This is a genomic window from Microbacterium sp. NPDC089698, assembly GCF_044749045.1.
Lineage (GTDB): Bacteria > Actinomycetota > Actinomycetes > Actinomycetales > Microbacteriaceae > Microbacterium.
Genome location: NZ_JBIVHE010000001.1, coordinates 1,347,811 through 1,362,308 on the forward strand (window position 1 = coordinate 1,347,811; position 14,498 = coordinate 1,362,308).

10 protein-coding genes are annotated in these 14,498 nt (G+C 72.8%); 4 read left to right on the top strand and 6 right to left on the bottom strand.

The genetic code is table 11. The features are described 5' to 3' along the window. The first annotated feature begins 248 nt into the window (after positions 1–248). The 4 genes from ACIPY5_RS06270 to ACIPY5_RS06285 are packed head-to-tail and all read left to right on the top strand — an operon-like array spanning position 249 to position 5,086. Positions 249–1,433: a M20 family metallopeptidase gene (locus ACIPY5_RS06270; protein ID WP_400968005.1), complete on the top strand. Its 1,185-nt coding sequence runs from the start codon at positions 249–251 to the stop codon at positions 1,431–1,433. Further along, positions 1,430–2,335 carry a GNAT family N-acetyltransferase gene (locus tag ACIPY5_RS06275; RefSeq protein WP_400968008.1) on the top strand — a complete coding sequence of 302 codons (906 nt, stop codon included), beginning with the start codon at positions 1,430–1,432 and terminating at the stop codon, positions 2,333–2,335. Before ACIPY5_RS06270 ends, ACIPY5_RS06275 begins: the two co-directional genes overlap by 4 nt. Next, the gene (gene menC / locus ACIPY5_RS06280) at positions 2,332–3,456 is read left to right on the top strand and encodes an o-succinylbenzoate synthase (RefSeq protein WP_400968011.1); all 1,125 of its coding nucleotides are present in this window, start codon (positions 2,332–2,334) and stop codon (positions 3,454–3,456) included. Before ACIPY5_RS06275 ends, menC begins: the two co-directional genes overlap by 4 nt. Positions 3,457–3,475: 19 nt before the next feature. Further along, positions 3,476–5,086 (top strand): helix-turn-helix domain-containing protein, encoded by a 1,611-nt coding sequence (locus ACIPY5_RS06285; protein ID WP_309356860.1) that lies wholly within the window; start codon positions 3,476–3,478, stop codon positions 5,084–5,086. A 39-nt stretch (positions 5,087–5,125) separates the two neighbouring features. Here the strand turns inward: ACIPY5_RS06285 and ACIPY5_RS06290 are convergent, their stop codons facing one another. The 6 genes from ACIPY5_RS06290 to ACIPY5_RS06315 form a co-directional block, all read right to left on the bottom strand. After that, positions 5,126–7,192, bottom strand: coding sequence for a prolyl oligopeptidase family serine peptidase (locus ACIPY5_RS06290; RefSeq protein ID WP_400968015.1), 2,067 nt, complete (start codon positions 7,190–7,192; stop codon positions 5,126–5,128). Beyond that, on the bottom strand, positions 7,189–8,436 hold the full coding sequence (locus ACIPY5_RS06295; protein WP_400968018.1) for an erythromycin esterase family protein: 1,248 nt from the start codon (positions 8,434–8,436) through the stop codon (positions 7,189–7,191). The genes ACIPY5_RS06290 and ACIPY5_RS06295 overlap by 4 nt, the downstream gene beginning before the upstream one ends. Before the next feature lie 63 nt (positions 8,437–8,499). After that, positions 8,500–10,353, bottom strand: coding sequence for an ABC transporter substrate-binding protein (locus ACIPY5_RS06300; protein ID WP_400968021.1), 1,854 nt, complete (start codon positions 10,351–10,353; stop codon positions 8,500–8,502). Between the two features lie 183 nt (positions 10,354–10,536). After that, positions 10,537–11,442, bottom strand: a complete 906-nt coding sequence (locus ACIPY5_RS06305) for an ABC transporter permease (RefSeq protein WP_309356864.1) — start codon at positions 11,440–11,442, stop codon at positions 10,537–10,539. Continuing rightward, on the bottom strand, positions 11,439–12,389 hold the full coding sequence (locus ACIPY5_RS06310; RefSeq protein ID WP_309356865.1) for an ABC transporter permease: 951 nt from the start codon (positions 12,387–12,389) through the stop codon (positions 11,439–11,441). Before ACIPY5_RS06310 ends, ACIPY5_RS06305 begins: the two co-directional genes overlap by 4 nt. Then, positions 12,386–14,434 carry a dipeptide ABC transporter ATP-binding protein gene (locus tag ACIPY5_RS06315; protein ID WP_400968026.1) on the bottom strand — a complete coding sequence of 683 codons (2,049 nt, stop codon included), beginning with the start codon at positions 14,432–14,434 and terminating at the stop codon, positions 12,386–12,388. Before ACIPY5_RS06315 ends, ACIPY5_RS06310 begins: the two co-directional genes overlap by 4 nt. Positions 14,435–14,498: the final 64 nt, after the last annotated feature.

The following is a 14,498-nucleotide window of genomic DNA, read 5'->3' on the forward strand; positions in this document are numbered from 1 at the left end:
CATCGAGCACCGGCAACGTCGACGCCCCCTCTGCGCGTCGGCGCCCCCGCTGGTGGACGCTCGCAGGAGGGGGCGTGGATAACCAGAGGGGGCGTCGACGAGATGGGATGCGTGCGGATCGTCGTGCGGATCCTGGGGCGATCGTCGGATCGGATCAACCGGGGCGCCGGGTTTCGGCCGAGCGGACAGTCGGACGCCGGAACGGCCTCAGCAGGATGGGAGCACGATCCGAATCCTAAGGAGCCGCTATGCCGGAACCCGTCGAGACGATGGTCGCGGAGATCCTGCGCCTCGTCCGCTGCGAGTCGCCGTCCGACGACCTCGCCGCCGTCGCCCGCAGCGCCGACGCCGTGGCCGAGCTGGGCACGACCCGCCTGGGCGCGGCGCCGGAGCGGATCGTGATCGACGGCCGCACCCACCTGCGCTGGCGCTTCCCCGGCGCACCGCGGATCCTCGTGCTCGGCCACCACGACACCGTCTGGCCGGTCGGGTCGCTCGAGGAGCTGCCGGCGCGCGCCGACGAGGAGACGCTGGCGGGACCCGGATCCTTCGACATGAAGGCCGGGCTCGTGATCGCCTTCCACGCGCTCTCCCGGCTGGCCGACCTCGCCGGCATCACGGTGCTCGTGACCGGCGACGAGGAACCGGGATCCGCGACGTCGAGGACGCTCATCGAGGACGAGGCGCGCGCGTCGGCCGCCGCGCTCGTGCTCGAGGCCGCCGGCCCCGGCGGCGCCCTGAAGATCGCGCGCAAGGGCGTCTCGCGCTATGAGATCGCCGTGCACGGACGCGCCTCGCACGCGGGGCTCGATCCGGAGCAGGGCGTGAACGCGACCCTGGAGCTCGCGCATCAGGTGCAGGCCGTGGCGCTGCTCGGCGACGCCGAGGCGGGCACGACCGTGACCCCGACCCGGACCGCCTCCGGCACGACGACCAATACGGTCCCGGCGCTCGCCTCGTTCTCGGTCGACGTGCGCGCCCTGTCCGCCGCGGAGCAGGAGCGCGTGCACGCGGGGATGCTGGCGCTGACGCCGCGGATCGACGGCGCCCGCGTCGTGGTCGAGGGCGGCATCAACCGCTTGCCGCTCGCGGCCGACTCCTCCGCCGAGCTGTTCCGACGGGCGCAGCGGATCGCGGAGCGCCTCGGGATGCCCCCGCTCTCCGGGATCAGCGTCGGCGGGGCCTCGGACGGTAACTTCACGGCGGGCGCCGGCACCCCGACGCTCGACGGGCTCGGCGCGGTCGGCGGCGGTGCGCACGCCGCGCACGAGCACGTGCTGATCGCCGAGCTGGAGCCCCGCGTGCGGCTGCTCGCCGGACTCGTCGACGACATCCGCGCCGCGCCGCCGCGCGCCGCGCGTCCGATCGCGGACGCGGTGCCCGTCCCCGCCCCGGGAGCCGCGTCCGCCCCGACCGCCGCCCCCGCACGATGACCGGCCCCTCCGCCCCCGCCACGGCGCCGCGGGACGAGCTGGCCGAGGAGGCCGCCCTCGCCGCGACGGCCGCCGAGGCCCGTTCCGGCGTCCGCATCCGGCTGCTCGACGACATGCGCGACCTTGCGGCCGTGCGCGCCCTGTACGAAGGAATCTGGGACACCGGAGCCACCAACCCCCCGGTCACCGCCGATATGCTCCGCGCCCTCGTACAGGCGGGCAACTACGTCGCCGGCGCCTTCGACGACACCGCGGCCGGGCCGGAGCTGGTCGGCGCCTGCTTCGGATTCTTCGGCCCGCCCGCCGTGCGCACCCTGCACAGCCACATCGCCGGGACGACCCCCGCGGCGCGGGGGCGGCACCTCGGCTTCGCCCTCAAGCTGCATCAGCGCGCCTGGGCCCTGCGCCGCGACATCGACACGATCACCTGGACCTACGACCCGCTCATCCGCCGCAACGCGCACTTCAACCTCGGCAAGCTCGCCGCCTCGGTCGGCACGTACCTGCCGCGCCTCTACGGATCCCTCGACGACAGCATCAATCGTGGCGACGAGACCGACCGGATCCTGGTGCGCTGGGAGCTGCGCTCCCCGCAGGTCGTCGCGGCGGCGGCGCACCGCCCGCTCCTGGTCGACGCCGCCGCGGCCCGCGCCGCAGGCGCCGCCGTCGCGGTGCGGCCCGATGCCGCTGACGCCCCTCGCCTCGGCGCGCTCGACGCGGAGACCGTGCTCGTCGGCGTCCCGGCCGACATCGAGGGCATGCGCGACACGGATCCGGAACGCGCGGCCGAGTGGCGGCTCGCCGTGCGCGACGTCCTCAGCGCGCTGCTCGACGACGGGGCGACCGTGCGCGGCTTCGACCGCGACGGGTGGTACATCATCGACAGACAGGAGAGGTCATGAAGCTCGAAGGCGTGGAGATCCGGACGATCCGGATGCCCCTGGTCTCGCCGTTCCGCACCTCGTTCGGCACCGAGACCGTGCGCGAGGCGGTGCTCGTGCGGGCGGTCGGCGCGGACGGCGAGGGCTGGGGCGAGTGCGGCGCGAGCGCGCTGCCGCTGTACAGCTCGGAGTACACCCCGGCCGCGGCCGCGGTGCTGTCCGAGGTGCTCGTGCCCGCGCTCGGCGGCGAGGACCTGGATCCGCACCGGGTCGCCGGGATCCTCTCGCCCTTCAAGGGGCACCGCCAGGCCAAGGCCGCGCTCGAGACCGCGATCCTCGACGCCGACCTCCGCGCGCGCGACGTGCCGCTCTCGTATCATCTGGGCGCGGTGAAGGACCGGGTCGCGTGCGGCGTCTCGGTGGGCATCACCCCGACCATCCCCGCCCTCCTCGACGCCGTCGACGGTTATCTCGCGGACGGCTATGTGCGGATCAAGCTGAAGATCGAGCACGGCTGGGATCTGGAGCCCGTACGCGCCGTCCGCGAGCGGTTCGGAGACATCCTGCTGCAGGTGGATGCGAACGCGGCCTACGGCCGGGCCGACATCGAGCACCTCGCGAAGCTGGACGCGTTCGACCTTTCGCTGCTCGAACAGCCGCTCTCCGCCGACGACCTCGGCGGTCACGCGATGCTCGCCCGGCGGATCGGCACGCCGATCTGCCTCGACGAGTCGATCCTGTCCGCCGAGCACGCCGCCCACGCGATCGAGCTCGGCGCCTGCTGCATCGTGAACATCAAGCCGGGCCGCGTCGGCGGCTATCTGGAGTCCCGCCGGATCCACGACCTCTGCGTCGCGCACGGCGTGCCGGTGTGGTGCGGCGGGATGCTCGAGACCGGGATCGGCCGGGCGGCCAACCTCGCGCTCGCCGCCCTGCCCGGCTTCACCCTCCCCGGTGACACCTCGGCCTCGGAGCGCTACTACGAGACGGATCTGACACCGCCCTTCCGCCTCGAGGACGGGCACATGACCGTGCCGACGGGCCCGGGTATCGGCGTGACCCCGGACGCGGCCGTGCTCGACGAGGTGACCGTCTCCCGTGCCTGGATCCCGCTCGCGGGGGCCGCTGCCGGCGCGTGCTAGCGTCGCGAAGGTGCCCCCGATGAACCATCGTCCGCAGGTCACGCTGGTGCGCGTGCTCGAGGCGCTGGACACCACCCTGCTCACGATCGTGTGCGGCACGGTCGCCCGTGAGCGCACGATCGAGGCGATCGTGATCCACGACCCCCGCGACGAGCCGGACGCCCCGCGCAACTCGCTCGTGATGGGCGTGGGCGTCGAGGATCCGGCGCTCGTGCGGCGCCTGCTCCCCCTGCTCGCGCAGGCCGGCGTCACCGCGCTAGTGGTGCGCGCCCCCTTCTCCGCCGACGACGCCCTGCGCGCCGAGGCCGAGGCCACGGGCGTCGTCGTCCTCGCGCTGAACCCGAGCACGACCTGGGCGCATCTGGCCGGCATGCTCCGCTCGCTCATGACGCCGGGCGATCCCGACGATGCGCGGCCGGTCACGTTCGGCGGAATCCTCGCGGGCGATCTGTTCGCCGTGGCGGATGCGATCGCCGCGCTTCTCGAGTCGCCGGTCACGATCGAGGACCGCAACGCGCAGCTGCTCGCCTTCTCGAACGGCCCCGAGTCGCAGCGCGCCCCCGGCATCGGCGCCCGTCCGCTGCCGTCGCAGGATGTGCGGGCACTCGAGGAGAACGGGACGCTCGCGCAGATCGCACGGAGCGAATGGCCCGTGGAGGTCGCCACGGGATCCGCCGGCGACGAGGTGCGCACCGCGATCGCCGTGCGCGCCGGAGACGAGGTGCTCGGCACGATCTGGACCGCGGGCTCGCTCACCGCCGAGCGGAGCTCCTCCTTGCACGATGCCGCGAAGCTCGTCGCCATGCATCTCGTGTGGCAGCGCACGGACGCCGACGTGGAGCGCCGGCTGCGCGCGGAGCTGCTGCGCACCGCGCTCGGCGGCGGCCCCTCCGCGGGCGAGGCCGTGCACCGCCTCGGCCTCCGCGAGGAGGCCTGCGTGGTCCTCGCGCTCACCCTGCACGATCCCGCCGCCGAGCAGCTCCCGCACGCGCACCTCGCCGCGGAGCGCAAGCGCGTGGCCGACGCGTTCGCCGTGCACCTGTCCTTCGCGCACCCGCGCTCCGTCTCTGGTCTCGTCGGCGACGTCGCCTACGGGGTGCTGCCGCTCGCATCCGCCGGCGACGCCGACGACGAGGGCGACAGCGCGGTGCGCGTCGCGACCGAGTTCCTGACCCGGATGCGGTCCGCCCTGCGCCCACTCATCGGCGTGGGGATGGTGGTCGCGGAGACCGCGCTCCTCCCCCGCTCCCGGGCGAGCGCCGATCGCGCGCTGCGCGTGCTGCGCGCCGGGATCGTGGACCGGCAGGTCGCGCGTCTCGACGAGGTGCACGCGGAAGCGCTGCTGCTCGAACTGTCCGGCCCCGCGCGGGACATCCCGTCCGGCCCGCTGGCGCGCCTGCTGGCCTACGACGAGACGCACGGCAGCAGCCTCACCGAGACGCTCGAGGCGTGGCTCGACGCGTTCGGGGACGTCGGCGTGGCCGCCGCCGCGAAATTCGTGCACCCGAACACGTTCCGCTACCGCCTGCGCCGCGTGGCCGAGGTCGGCCGCATCGACCTCGACGATCCGAACGCGCGCTTCGGCGCGATGATGCAGCTGCGCCTGCGCGCGATCAGCCCCGAGCGCTGACCCGCCGCCCGATCCGGGACGCCGGGCGGGCCCGGCGGTTCAGCGTCGCGTATCCGGATCCTCGACCGCGGGGTCCGGCAGGCCCAGTGCGCCCAAGAGGCACGCCAGCCAGGCGGCGTCCTGCGCGACGATCACGTCGTGCCCCGTGCCGGATCCGTGCCCGGCGTTCTCGTACACGTGCAGCAGGATCGGCGCCTCGCCGCGCTGGGCCGCCTGCATGCGCGCGACGAACTTGCGCGCCTGCCAGGGCGGGCAGCGGGGGTCGTTCGCCCCCGCCTCGACGTAGAGCAGCGGATACTCGGCCGGACGCACGCGCTCGTACGGGGACAGCGAGATCATGCGGGCGACGTCGACAGGGTCGTCGGGGTCGCCCCACGCCTTGCGGATCACGAACTCCAGGTACGGGTTGCGGAAGCCGCCGACGAGGTCGAGCAGCGGTGCGCGCGGCAGCACCGCGGCCCACAGCTCCGGGCGGGCGGTGATCGCATTGCCGCACATGAGTCCGCCGTCGGAGCCGCCGGAGAGCGCGAGCCGTCCTGGTGCGGCGATCCCCTCGGCGAGGACGTGCTCCGCCACGGCGATCAGGTCGCTGTCGCGGGTGCCGCGCCGTTCGCGGTCGGCGGCGCGGAACCATGCGCTGCCGAACTCGCCGCCTCCGCGGAGGTACGCCTGCACGACGGTGCCCCCGCAGGCGAGGAAGGCCGCGAGATCCGGCTGGTACTGCGGAAGCGTGGGGATCCCCGCGGCGCCGTACGCCGAGATCAGGACCGGTGCGGCGCCGGCGGATCCACGGGGGCGGACGACGTGGTACGGGATCGCGATGCCGTCGGAGGCGATCGCCTCGTGCAGCCGCACCGTCGCGTCGATCGCGATCCGTGGCTCCTGCAGCACCTCGACCGCGCCGCCGGGGCGATGCCGGTAGACGCCCCACGACGTGGTGAGGGTCGAGAAGGCGAAGAGGAAGGATCCGTCCCGGCTCTCGGCCGCGAGACCGGTGAGCGGGAAGAAGGGGGCGGCGAGCGCGCCCTCGCCGGGCAGGGGCACCGACCCCCGTTCGGCGCCGTCCCCGTCGAGGATCCGCACCCGCGCGGCCGTCCGGTGGAACTCGCTGAGGTAGAGGGCGTCGCCGACAGGGAGCACCGAGCGCAGCACCGCGTCGCTCTCCGCCACGAGCTCGGTCCAGCAGGACGGGTCCGCCGGATCCGCGGCGTCGAGCGGGATCGCGACGAGCCGGCGCCGCGGCGCGTCCCGATCCGTGACCGCGACGTACCTGTCCCCCACGATGTGCCCCGCGACGGTCTCCGGCCCCGGCCGCAGGAACGGCCTCCAGCCGGTGCCGGGGTCCGTGAGATCGCGCACGGCGACCGGGAGCGGCGTGCCGACGCGGTGAGCCGCGACCGCCCAGCGTCCATCCGCGGAGAACTGGATCCGGGTGTACTCGCGGGAGCCTTCGGGGACCGGCACGTCCTCGATCGCGGAGGGCCCGTGATCGCCCAGGGCACGCCGGTAGACGACCTGGCGGAAGTCGTGAGCGGTGCCGCCGAGGCCGAGGAACGCGAAGCCCGTGCTGTCGGGGAACCAGGAGATCCCTCCGCCCCAGGAGCTGTGCAGGAGCTCCGGCGGTGCGTCGTCGCGGCGCGCGCCGGTGCGCACGTCGACGAGCTCGACCCGGTTGTGCTCGCTGCCGTCGGTGCACACTCCGAGGGCGAGCACCGTGCCGTCGGGCGAAGGGGCGAACCAGCTGAGCACCGCGGTGCGTCCCGGCTCGTCGAAGCGGGCGAGATCCACGAGGGTGCGCCCGGGGCCGTAGGGCTCGTCCGCGACCTGCAGCTCCCGCCCCTCGACGCGGAACCACCGCCCGCCTCCGCTCCGGGGCAGCTCCGGCCAGGCGCCCGCGTGGCTGCGCTCGACCACGGCGCGCACGGCGTCGCGATCGTGCCCGGCCCAGATGGTGTCCTCGGCGTGCACGGCCTGCGCCCGCTGCCAGTCGGAGACCTCGCCCGGCACCGCGGCGTCGGCCTCCAGCCAGCGGTAGGGATCCGGCACCGCGATGCCGGCGACGATCTCGACCGTGGCCTCCGTGCGGGCGGTCGGTGCGGCGCTCATCCGAGGTCCTCTCGCGGGGCGGGGGCGGCGGTGCGACCGTGCGGTGCGACGTCGGCCTCGGGGACGCCCGGTGCGAACTCGGCCCGCAACCGGTCGAGGTGGCCCGGCACGAGCGACGCCCTGTGGCGGTGGGCGATCGCGTCGAACGCGACGGTCACGTCGGCGAGCGGATCCGTCCCTCCGCCCGCGTGCGTGCCCGCGACCTCGTCCCACAGCACCGTGGGCGCCGTGCGCAGGTCGACGAGCACGTCGCCGAGCCGATCCAGCGCGTGTTCGAGCGAGTCGGGGGCCGGCTCGCGCTCCGAGAGCGTCGCCTCCCAGTCGAAGGGCCGGGGCGAGCGCTCCGCGAAAGACACGACGGGGCCGTGCCCGTACGTCATGCCGATCACCCGCAGCGCGTCGCCGAACCGGGAGTGCAGCAGCGTGCCCATCGCGGGGCGGCCGTGCAGCGGCTCGCGGCGCACGTGGGCGTTGTGCGCGAAGACCAGGATCCGCTCCTCGCGCTCGGCGATCCACGCGACGGTGTCGGCCATGAGCTGCTCGCGCGGGTACGCACCGGGCGCGCCGTCCCAGGCGAGCTCCGCGAGGAACGCGCGGAGGGTCGCCGCGCTGCGCCGTGCCGCGTCGTCGCCCTCGCGGTCGGCGCGTGCGCACAGGTCGGCGATGCCGTCGCGGATGCGGGCTCGCGCCGCGTCGTCCAGGCGGTCCCACGCGATCGCCGCCTCGGTGCGCCCGCCGAGGTCGGTGACGCGCCGCAGTTCCTCATCGCCCTCATGAGCGGGGACGCGCTCGAGGCACACCCGGACCGCCGCGCCGGGCGAGGTCGAGGATCCCGGCAGGTCCATGCCCCAGAAGCGCAGCGGCGCCTGCCCTGCATCGCGGCGACGGGCGTTCTCGGCGCGCATCCACGCGAGCTGGTTCCGGACGCCCTCCGCGGCGCCGAAGCCGTAGGTGATCCCGGTCAGGGCGACGTCCTCGGCCTCGCCCTGACCGCCCTGGATCCAGGCGTCGACCGCCAGCCCCTCCGCGAAACCCGACTCCCGCACGAAGGCCGTGAAGCCGAGCTCGGTCGCGAGCGTGCGGAACAGCCCGTCGCCGAGCCGGGCGAAGTCGTCGATCCCGTGCGCGCCCTCGCCGACCAGCACGATGCGCGCGTCGCCGACGAGGGCGCGCGCCGCCGCCGGGTCCCAGGGCTCACCGGGGGCCGCCAACGGGCGGAGGTACGTCAGGGGGGTGTCACGCATCGGGGATGATCCTCTCACCGGGACGGAACCGGCCCGAACCGGCCGGTCCCGTCCACGGATCCGCTACTTCTGCTTCTCGGTGAAGTACCACTGCTCCGGGGAGTAGATGAACTTCAGCAGTCCCTCGAACGCGTCAGGCGGGCCCGAGAGCGCGCTCTTCCACACGATGAGGTTGTCGGGGGTGGGCAGGAACAGCACGGGCAGGTCCTTCGACAGCAGCGTGGTCTCCGCGCTCAGCGCCTTCGGATCGGATCCGAACACGCTCGCCTCGATCGCCTTGTCCGCCTCGGGGTCGCTGTAGCTGCCGAGGTTGAAGCTGCCGCCCGTGTTGAAGGCGCCGTTCGCCGTGGGATACGAGGTCATGACCAGGGGGCCCGTGTCCTGCATCGCCCACTCGTCCGTGTTCGCCGGCGCTCCCGGGTTCGTGTAGTTCTCGTACATGTAGTTGAGCGACTTCGAGACGACCTTCACATCGATCCCGAGCTTCTTCGCCTCCGAGGAGAACGCGAGGTCGCGCGCGCCGACGTAGCTCGGCGAGCTCGCCGAGGCGAGGGTGAACGAGATCTTCTGCCCCAGCGCGATCCCCTCCCCGCACTGATCGGATCCCGACCCCGGCTTCACGCAGGTGGTCCCGGCCTTGTCGACCTTCCAGCCGTGCGCCGTGAGCAGCTTCTCCGCGGCCTTCGGGTCGAACGGATAGGGCGCCTTGTCGCCGAAGTCCGGCGGGAACGCGGAGCCGAGGCCGACCGTGGCGTAGTTCTCGCTCGCGGCGCCGTTGTAGACCCCGCGACTCTTGATGTAGCCGGGCTGGTCGACGAGATGCTGCAGCGCCTGGCGCACGTAGGGCTGGGCGATGATCTTGTCGAAGCCGCCGGTCGTGTTCGCGAAGTTGATCACGAGCGGATCCGAACGCGCCGGGGCCGGGGCCGCGTAGACGTTGTAGCCCTTCTTGCGCAGGTCCTCGATCTTCGAGGAGTAGCTCGAGTCGAGGCGGCCGACCGTGATCGTGCCGGCCTGGTACTGGTTGTAGATCGCCGCGGCCGAGGTGAACGCCTTGAAGTCCACCTGCGTGAGGGTGTGCTTCCCGGGCCCCGTGTAGGCCTTGTTGGGCGTCAGCGAGAACGAGCCGGTCGTCGGCTCGAAGCTCTTCAGCGCATACGGGCCGCTCACCACCTGCCACAGCGGGTTCGTGGCGAACGTCGCCTGGTCCGAGGACTGGCCGGTGAGGAACGTGTAGATCGCGCTCGCGTTCGCGGGATCCGTGTAGTCCAGGACGGGTCCTCCCGTCGTCGCGATGCTCCAGTCCGCCGAGGGGATGACGACGAGCTGCTGCAGGAGCGACTCCAGGTAGGCGGGGTTGTACGCCTTCTCCAGCGTGAGCACGACGGTGTCGGCTCCCTGCGCGGTCGCGGTCACCCCGTCCGGGAACTGCCCCGGCGTGTAGAACGCCCAGTTGGCGGCGCTCTGGGCGACGGCGGCCTTGAGGATGTCGAGGGAGAAGACCACGTCGCCGGCGGTGACCGGCTTGCCGTTGGACCAGCTGTTCTTCTTCATCGAGATCGTCGCCGTGCGGTCGTCCGCGCCGTAGGACGGCGGCGCGGCGAGGCTCGTGTCCGCGTTGCTCTTGCCGTCGGCATCGGCCCGGTACAGCGTCCGCCACATCAGGTCGTTGCCGATCACGGCGCCGTTCGCCTCCGCGGGCGGGTACGGGAAGATGTAGTTCGGCGCGAGGCCGGGCGTCATCGCGATCGTCACGACGCCGCCGTCGACGCTCTTGCTGCTCGCCGCGGGGATCGTGCGGTACTGCGAGGGGTCGACCTTCGTGGCGCCGGCCGTGCAGCCGGTCGTGATCAGCGCGGCCGCGATCGTGAGCGCGATCAGGAGGCGTCGTCGCCTCCGGGGAACCTGCGCGTTCATGCTGTGCTCCTTCTTCGGGTGGTCGGGGATCGTCGGGCGGGCCGTTCCGGCGCTTCGGGTTCCGTGGCCTGCCGGATCGGATCCGGTGCTTCGAGAGTGCAGGACGCCGGAGTCGGCCCGTTCAGCGATCCGGACAGTTTCCGCGCGGCGCGCCTGTCTGGGCGGACACACTCCCGCGCGGGCTCATCGGCGCCGGTCCAGCACGTCGCGCAGGGCGTCGCCGAGAAGGTTCAGCCCGAGCACGACGAGCACGATGCACAGGCCCGCGGGGTAGATCAGCCACCAGTTCCCCGCGGTGATGTACGCGACGCCGCTCGAGAGCTGGCTGCCCCAGTCGGTGACGGGATAGCTCAGCCCGAAGCCGAGGAATCCGAGCGCCGCGATCACGAGGATCGCATCGGCGACCTGGAAGGTGAGGTTCACGATGATCACCCCGAACGTGTTCGGGATGAGGTGCGTGAAGATGATCCGGCGATCCCCCGCGCCCATGAGCCGCGCGGCCTGCACGAACTCGCGCACCCGCAGAGACAGCACCTCGCCGCGGATGAGCCGCGCCGACACGAGCCAGGAGAAGCCGCCGATGACGAGGCTCAGCGTGAGGGGCGTCGCGGTGAAGCGCGCCGCGATGATGAGGACGAAGAATAGGAAGGGGATCGCGAGCAGCACGTCCACGAACCGCATCATGATCCCGTCCACGATCCCTCCGGCAAGACCGGCGACGGCTCCGTAGACCGTGCCGAGCGTCGTCGCGAAGACCGCGGCGAGCAGGCCGATCTCGAGCGACACCTGCCCGCCCAGCATGAGCCGGCCGAGCACGTCGAAGCCGTTCGGATCAGTGCCGAGCGGGTAGCCCTCGCCCGGCGGCAGCAGCGCGTCGAGCAGGTTCACGTCGGTCTGATTCGTCGGATAGAGCAGCGGTCCCACGAAGCTGAACAGGACGAGAAGGAGGAGCAGGGACGCCCCCGCCACGGCCATCGGGCTGCGCCGCAGCGCCCGCAGGACGGCGCCGGCGGCGAGCGGGCGCGCCGCGGTGGCGGTCTGGACGATGACGTCGGTCTTCTCGGACATCTCCGGGTGTGCGGTGGTCATCTGCTCAGCTCGATCCGTCGGTCCGCGCGGGCGACCACGAGGTCGGCGAGGAGGTTGCCCAGCACGGTGAGCGCGCCACCGATGAGCGTGTAGGCCAGCAGCACCGGATAGTCCTCGCGGTGCAGGCTGTTCAGGAACAGGAGGCCGAGGCCGGGGTAGTTGAACACCGACTCGACGATGAGGTTGCCCGCCAGGAGCGTCGGGATCATCACGCCGACGAGCGTGATGAGCGGGATGCAGGCGTTGCGCAGCAGATGCCGCATCAGCACGATGCGCTCCGGCGCGCCCTTGGCGCGGGCGACCTTGATGTAGTCCATGCCGAGCTGTTCGAGCGCCGCCGAGCGCTGATACTGCGAGAAGACGACCACGTTCGTGAGCGCGAGCGTGATGAGCGGCAGCGCCATCGCGCGCGGGTCCGTGAACACGACCCAGGGCGAGGTGGACTGCGACGCCTCCGCGGGGAAGAGCGGCACGAGCTGGCTGAGCAGCGCGATCAGCAGGAGCGCGACGAGGAAGGACGGGGTCGCGTAGAGCAGGTAGGCGATGCCGGTGGCGGCGCGGTCGACGACCGTGTTCCGCCGGACCGCCTGCAGGATCCCGAGCGGGATCGCGATGAGCAGTGCGAGCACGAGGCCGGAGAGGGACAGCACCGCGCTGCGTCCGGCGTTCTGCGCGAACAGCACCGAGACCTCCTCGTTCAGCTTGTAGGAGCGCCCGAGGTCGCCCTGCAGCAGCTGCCCGACGTAGTCGATGTACTGCGCGAAGAGCGGGCGGTCGAAGCCGTTCTCGCGATTGAAGGCCTCGACCGCGGCCGCCGAGGCCTGCGGACCGAGCACGACCCTGCCCGGGCTGTCCGAGATGAGGTGCAGCATCACGAAGATCACGATCGAGATGCCGATCAGCACGAGGAGCGAGATCAGGATCCGCCGCAGCAGGTAGGAGATCATGCCGCCGCCTCCGCCTCTGCCTCATCCGCGCTCCGCGCCTCGCCCTCGGTTCCGGTCTTGGGCTGCAGCGGGAAGTGGCAGGCGACGTCGTGGCCGGTGCCGACGGCCTCCAGTGTCGGCTCCACCGTCGCGCACAGCTCGGTCGCGAGCGGGCATCGGGTGCGGAACCGGCAGCCGCTCGGGGGATCCAGCGGACTGGGCAGCTCGCCGCGCACGCGCCCGGCGCCCTCGGGCACCGGGGCGTCCGGATCCGCGATGGGCACCGCCGCGAGCAGGCCGGCCGTGTACGGGTGCGCGGGCCGCTCGTAGACGTCGTCGGTCGCGCCGACCTCGACGATCTTGCCGAGGTACATGACGCCGACCCGATCGGAGAGGTAGCGGATGACGGAGAGGTCGTGCGAGATCACGACGCTGCTCAGCCCGCGCTCGCGCTGCTGGGTGCGCATGAGGTTGAGCACCTGCGAGCGGATCGAGACGTCGAGCGCGCTCACCGGCTCGTCCGCGACGAGGACGTCGGGGTCGAGCGCCAGAGCGCGGGCGAGCCCGATGCGCTGGCGCTGCCCGCCGGAGAGCTCGTGCGGATAGCGCTCCAGGATCGACGGCCCGAGGCCGACGCTGTCCAGCAGCGCGATCGCGCGCTCGGTGCGCTCGGCGGACGTGCCGATGCCCTGGATCGTGAGCGGCTCGCGCAGGATCGCGCCGATCGTCATCTTCGGGTCGAGCGCGGCGCCGGAGTCCTGGAACATCATCTGCAGCTTCGCCCTGCGCGCGCCGAGCTCGCGGCGTCTCATCCCCGAGACGGTCGCACCGTCGAGGCGCACCTCGCCCGCCGTGGGCCGGTCCATCGCGACGAGCATGCGCCCCAGCGACGACTTGCCGCATCCGGACTCCCCCACGAGGCCGAGGGTCTCCCCGGCGCGGACGTCGAAGCTCACTCCGGAGACCGCCTTGACCGTGCGGCGCCCCTTCGGCGCCCAGCCCGAGACAGGGTGCTCCTGCACGAGGTCTTCGACCTCGAGACGCGGTTCCCGGGACGTCGCCGCCGCGGCCGCGAGCGGCAGCGCACGGCCCTGCGGCACGGCCGCCGCCCCGTCGACGGGGTTCCAGCAGGCGAACACGTGCCCGTCCTCGCCGTCCAGCGGCGGACGCTCCGTCCGACAGCGATCCGTCGCGGCCGCGCAGCGGGGCGCGAAACGGCATCCCGGAACCGTCTCCGCGGGATCCGGCGGGGATCCGGGGATCGAGAACAGCTCGACGCCGCGGTCCTGCTCGAGCGACGGGATCGAGTCGAGCAGCGCGCGCGTGTAGCGGTGCCGGGTGCTCCGGAACAGCGCACGCGTCGGACCGGTCTCGACGAGTCGTCCGGCGTACATGACGCCGACGCGGTCGGCGTGCCGGGCGACCACGCCCATGTCGTGCGTGACCAGGATCATCGCCATGCCGAGCTGCTCCTTGAGCCGGCCCAGCAGCTCCAGGATCTCCGCCTGGATCGTCACGTCGAGCGCGGTCGTCGGTTCGTCGGCGATGAGGAGGTCGGGCTCGGCGATGAGCGCCATCGCGATCATCACGCGCTGGCGCATGCCGCCGGAGAGCTGGTGCGGGTAGTCGCGCATGCGTTCGGACGGCCGGGGGATGCCGACGAGCGCGAGCATCTCCTCGGCCCGGCGCAGCGCCTCGGGGCGGCGTGCCAGCCCGTGCAGCAGCAGCGGCTCCGCGACCTGGTCCCCCACGCGCCTGGTCGGATTCAGAGCCGTGAGCGAGTCCTGGAACACCATCGAGATCCGGCGTCCGCGCAGCGCCCTGTACCCGCGCGGATCCATCCCGGTGAGCTCCTCGCCGTCGAACCGGATGGATCCGCTCGTGATCGCGGAGCCGCCGGGCAGCATGCCCATGATGGACAGACCGGTCATCGACTTGCCGGATCCGGTCTCGCCGACGATGCCGAGCGTCTCGCCCCGGGCGAGGTCGAGGTCGACGCCGGTGATCGGACGCACGGTCCGCTCCCCGGAGCGGATCTCGACCGAGAGGTCTCGAATCGTCAGCATTGCGCGCTCCCTTGCGCCTGCCGCTCCACGCGGCCGGCCCTGTTCTTCCATGATCCTGCGGCAC

Coding starts and splice junctions, on each gene's coding strand:
- ACIPY5_RS06270 (WP_400968005.1), top strand. CDS start 249: ATGCCGGAACCCGTCGAGACGATGGTCGCGGAGATCCTGCGCCTCGTC.
- ACIPY5_RS06275 (WP_400968008.1), top strand. CDS start 1,430: ATGACCGGCCCCTCCGCCCCCGCCACGGCGCCGCGGGACGAGCTGGCC.
- menC (WP_400968011.1), top strand. CDS start 2,332: ATGAAGCTCGAAGGCGTGGAGATCCGGACGATCCGGATGCCCCTGGTC.
- ACIPY5_RS06285 (WP_309356860.1), top strand. CDS start 3,476: ATGAACCATCGTCCGCAGGTCACGCTGGTGCGCGTGCTCGAGGCGCTG.
- ACIPY5_RS06290 (WP_400968015.1), bottom strand. CDS start 7,192: ATGAGCGCCGCACCGACCGCCCGCACGGAGGCCACGGTCGAGATCGTC.
- ACIPY5_RS06295 (WP_400968018.1), bottom strand. CDS start 8,436: ATGCGTGACACCCCCCTGACGTACCTCCGCCCGTTGGCGGCCCCCGGT.
- ACIPY5_RS06300 (WP_400968021.1), bottom strand. CDS start 10,353: ATGAACGCGCAGGTTCCCCGGAGGCGACGACGCCTCCTGATCGCGCTC.
- ACIPY5_RS06305 (WP_309356864.1), bottom strand. CDS start 11,442: ATGACCACCGCACACCCGGAGATGTCCGAGAAGACCGACGTCATCGTC.
- ACIPY5_RS06310 (WP_309356865.1), bottom strand. CDS start 12,389: ATGATCTCCTACCTGCTGCGGCGGATCCTGATCTCGCTCCTCGTGCTG.
- ACIPY5_RS06315 (WP_400968026.1), bottom strand. CDS start 14,434: ATGCTGACGATTCGAGACCTCTCGGTCGAGATCCGCTCCGGGGAGCGG.